A 3,798-nucleotide genomic window follows, 5' to 3' on the forward strand; every position below is an offset into this window, starting at 1 on the left:
TTACGCTTTTGCCCGGCAACTGGCATGCATTCTGGGGCGAAGGCGGCGACGTTCTGATCGGCGAGGTCTCGACGGTCAACGACGATCTTACCGACAATATCTTCCGCGAGCCGATCGGCCGTTTCTCATCGATCGACGAGGATGAGGCGCCACTGCATCTGCTCGTCTCCGATTATGACAAGTGGCTCGCCTGATCTAGATCGGAGACGGCGCGGGCCATGCTGATCACTGTTGAAGATCTCGTTGCGGAACTCATGGCCCGTGCGGCAAAGACGAGCCGGCTGATCGTTGCCATCGCCGGCGCTCCTGGTGCCGGCAAATCGACAGTTTCGGCGGCGCTTTGCCAGGCCATCAATACCCGTGACCCGGGCGCTGCCATTGTTGTGCCGATGGACGGTTTTCACCTCGACAATGCCATTCTCGATGCGATGAACCTGCGCAAGCGCAAGGGTTCGCCGCCGACTTTCGACTGCGCCGGCTTCGAAGTGCTGCTGAGGCGTCTGCGCGACATCGGCAATGATGTCGTCATTCCACTGTTTGATCGCAAACTTGATCTGGCAAGGGCAGGCGCCGACATCGTGCGGGCTGGTCAACGCATCCTTCTCGTGGAAGGCAATTACCTTCTGCTTGACCAGTCGCCGTGGGATCGGCTTGCCTCGCTCTTTGACGTCACCGTGTTTCTTGACGTCGATCGGCTCGAACTTGAAAACCGCCTTGTCCAGCGCTGGCTGGCCTTTGGACACAATGTCGGATCAGCGCAGCAGCGGGCCCTTGCCAATGACTTGCCCAATGCCGAGCTTGTTCTCGAAGAGTCGCGTCCGGCTGACTTTACCATAAGGAATTGAAAGGTTGGCCGGTCAGGCGGAGCGGCGCGGCGACAGCTGTATCGCCATGTCGCGCATGATCGCAGCTGCAGCCGCGCGGGTAATGGCCGCCCAGGAGGAAAAAAACTCCGGCGTTATCCGGTAAGCCGGCGCCGTTACCGACACTCCGGCGATCAGTTGTCCGTCGGCAGAGCGAACGGGAGCTGCCACGCAACATATTCCAAGTTCATGTTCCTCGCGATCATACGCGTTACCCTCACGGCGGATTGCAGCGATCTCTGAAAGCAAAGTGCGCGCATCGGTGATGGTATGCGGCGTGAAGCGGGTGAAACGGATTTCCGCAATAAGTGCGCGCAGATCCGGATCGGCCAATGCCGAAAGTGCAGCCTTGCCGACCCCGGTGCACCAGGCAGGCGCTGTATTGCCGATCTGCGAAACGAGGCGGATATTTTGCCGGCTTTCAATCTTGTCGAGATAGACGACGTCGGTCCCGTGCAGCACGCCAAGGTGCACCGTCTCGCCTGTCGCCTCATGCAACGTGCGGATATGCGGCTCGGCGATGGCGCGAAACGCGTTGCTTGCCCAGGTTCGTGATGCAAATTGCAAGAGGCGAAGACCGAGGCCGTAGGACTGGTCGCGGTTGACGGTAATCAGTCCTTCCTCAATGAGGTTCGCGATCTGCCGGTGTAATGTTCCGCGCGGTTGATCGGCAAGGCGCAGAACATCGGTAAAGCGCAAGGGTTCGCTGGCTGTGGCGATGATGTCGAGCACCGCGATCGCCTTGCCAAGGGTGCCGGTATCGCGTGCAGGGGCCATGGGCCGGCGTTTTTTCACTATGTCCCTTTCGCCCGGGCAGGACTTCGAAGGCTGGCCATTTCGACAAATTTGCGTTGCCACGGCCACAAATCAGCGTCATGTCTTGACTTCGGGCAGCCTAGGATATCAATTCGATATAGTCAAACGTTGTTCCGAATAGTGGAACCTTTCTGCGAGATCCCGCAATGATGCCTTCCGCTCATTTTCCTGACCTGAAAGACCGATCCGTACTGATCACCGGTGGAGGCTCTGGCATCGGCGCCGCGCTGACCGAGGGTTTCCTCGCCCAGGGATCACGTGTCGCCTTCATCGACATTGCCGAAGCAGCATCCGAGGCCCTTGCCGATGCGCTTGACAAGACATATGGCAATCGACCGCTCTATCTGAAAGCGGACCTTACCGATATTGAGGCGCTTCGCAACGCCGTTGCCAAGGCAATCGCCAGGAACGGGCCGGTCACCGTTCTCGTCAACAACGCCGCCTGGGATGATCGACATGACATCGATAATGTGACGGAGGAATATTGGGACAGGAACCAGGCGATTAATCTGCGCCCGCAATTCTTTGCCGCCCAGGCCGTGGTGCCCGGCATGCGGCAGGCCGGAGGCGGATCAATCATCAATTTCACCTCGATCTCCTTCATGATCAACCAGGGCGACATGCCGTCCTATACGGCCGCCAAGGCCGGAATCATCGGCCTGACCAAGGGGCTCGCCGGTCGGCTCGGCGCCGACAATATCCGCGTCAACGCCATTGCCCCCGGCTGGGTGATGACGGAACGCCAGCGCAAACACTGGGTCACCGATGAAGCCCTGCAAGCGCACATGGCAAGGCAGGCCATTCCCGAGGCGCTTCAGCCCGGCGACATGGTTGGTCCTTGCCTGTTCCTCGCCTCTGATGCTGCACGCATGCTGACGGCCCAGACACTGATCGTCGATGGCGGCTGCCTATGAGCGGCGAGCCGATCTATGGCCTCAGTGATTGGGGAACGAGCCGGTTTCGCCTATGGCTCGTCGATGCCGCCGGCAATGTCGTTGGCGAGAAGCGCTCCAACGATGGTCTCGATGCGTCGCGGGCGCGAGGATTTCAAGCAACACTTGAGGAACACCTTGCGGCCCTTGGCGCACCCGCGAACCTGCCGGTCATCATCTGCGGCATGGCCGGGTCACGCCAGGGCTGGGTCGAGGCCAACTACGTTGCAGTTCCCGCAGACCTGAAGGCAATCCTCTCGGGGGCTGTCAGGGTTGAAGGCACGGAACGTGATGTGCGCATCATTCCTGGACTGTCACAAGCGGGCCGGTTGGCGAATGTGATGCGCGGCGAGGAGACCCAGTTGCTTGGCGCAATGCTTGCGCGAAATCTCGCAGACGGCGTCGTCGCGATGCCCGGCACGCATTCCAAATGGGTCGAACTTGAAAATGGCAGAGCCACACGCTTTTCCACCTATCTGACGGGTGAGCTTTACGCTCTCCTCGCATCGCAGTCGATCTTGCGCCACTCGGTAAGGGACGCGGGCACTTCTGCCAGCGCCGACCATCCGCAATTTGCTGAAGCCGTCGCGCTGATGCTGTCGGGAGAACGCATGCTCGGCGAACTTTTCGCCATTCGCGCCGCCATGCTGCTTGAAGGTCTTTCGCCCGAAGGCGCAGCATCGCGCCTTTCGGGCCTTCTCATTGGTGCGGAAATCGCCGGTGCAAAATCGAGGCACCGGGGCAGGGTCACGCTCGTTGCTTCCGGCGCCATGGCCGCGCTCTACGGCAAGGCGCTTGCGCTCGCACGGATCGAATTTACCGGCGTCGATGCCGACGAGGCCGTTCGCAAGGGACTGTTCGTCGCCGCGTCCACCGTCTGGCCCAGTCAACAGGGACACCGTCTATGACAAGCGCCAGCAATCCATGGCCCAAGCTTAAACGCGATCTCATCGCCATTTTGCGCGGTGTGAAACCAGACGAGGTGCTGGCAATCGGCGAAGCGCTGGTTTTGGCGGGGATTGAAGCGATCGAGGTTCCCCTGAATTCGCCCGAACCGTTCCGGTCCATCGAACTTCTGGCGCGGAACCTGCCATCTTCAGTGTTGATCGGGGCCGGAACGGTGCTTGATGCCGCCGACATTGCGCGGCTGTCGGCCGCCGGTGGACGCCTGATGATCAGCCCCAATG

General features: G+C 60.4%; 5 protein-coding genes and 1 pseudogene. 5 read left to right on the forward strand and 1 reads right to left on the reverse strand.

The features are described from left to right. On the forward strand, positions 1–194 hold a 194-nt coding region (locus AAAB35_RS19540), incomplete at its 5' end, for a D-lyxose/D-mannose family sugar isomerase (RefSeq protein WP_340669939.1). Between the two features lie 24 nt (positions 195–218). Then, positions 219–845 carry a nucleoside triphosphate hydrolase gene (locus tag AAAB35_RS19545; protein WP_340669940.1) on the forward strand — a complete coding sequence of 209 codons (627 nt, stop codon included), beginning with the start codon at positions 219–221 and terminating at the stop codon, positions 843–845. 12 nt (positions 846–857) lie between these two features. Here AAAB35_RS19545 and AAAB35_RS19550 read toward each other — a convergent pair whose 3' ends face one another. Next, positions 858–1,640, reverse strand: coding sequence for an IclR family transcriptional regulator (locus AAAB35_RS19550; protein WP_340669941.1), 783 nt, complete (start codon positions 1,638–1,640; stop codon positions 858–860). A 185-nt stretch (positions 1,641–1,825) separates the two neighbouring features. Between AAAB35_RS19550 and AAAB35_RS19555 the strand changes: the two genes are divergently transcribed. The 3 genes and pseudogenes from AAAB35_RS19555 to AAAB35_RS19565 form a co-directional block, all read left to right on the forward strand. After that, positions 1,826–2,593, forward strand: coding sequence for an SDR family oxidoreductase (locus AAAB35_RS19555; RefSeq protein WP_340669942.1), 768 nt, complete (start codon positions 1,826–1,828; stop codon positions 2,591–2,593). Further along, complete coding sequence (locus tag AAAB35_RS19560; protein ID WP_340669943.1) at positions 2,590–3,519, forward strand: 2-dehydro-3-deoxygalactonokinase; 930 nt, start codon at positions 2,590–2,592, stop codon at positions 3,517–3,519. Before AAAB35_RS19555 ends, AAAB35_RS19560 begins: the two co-directional genes overlap by 4 nt. Beyond that, positions 3,516–3,798 (forward strand): annotated as a pseudogene (locus AAAB35_RS19565) (2-dehydro-3-deoxy-6-phosphogalactonate aldolase); the annotation flags it as partial. The gene AAAB35_RS19560 and the pseudogene AAAB35_RS19565, both read left to right, overlap by 4 nt.

Source organism: Phyllobacterium sp. (genome assembly GCF_037994425.1).
In the GTDB taxonomy this organism is placed as follows: domain Bacteria; phylum Pseudomonadota; class Alphaproteobacteria; order Rhizobiales; family Rhizobiaceae; genus Phyllobacterium.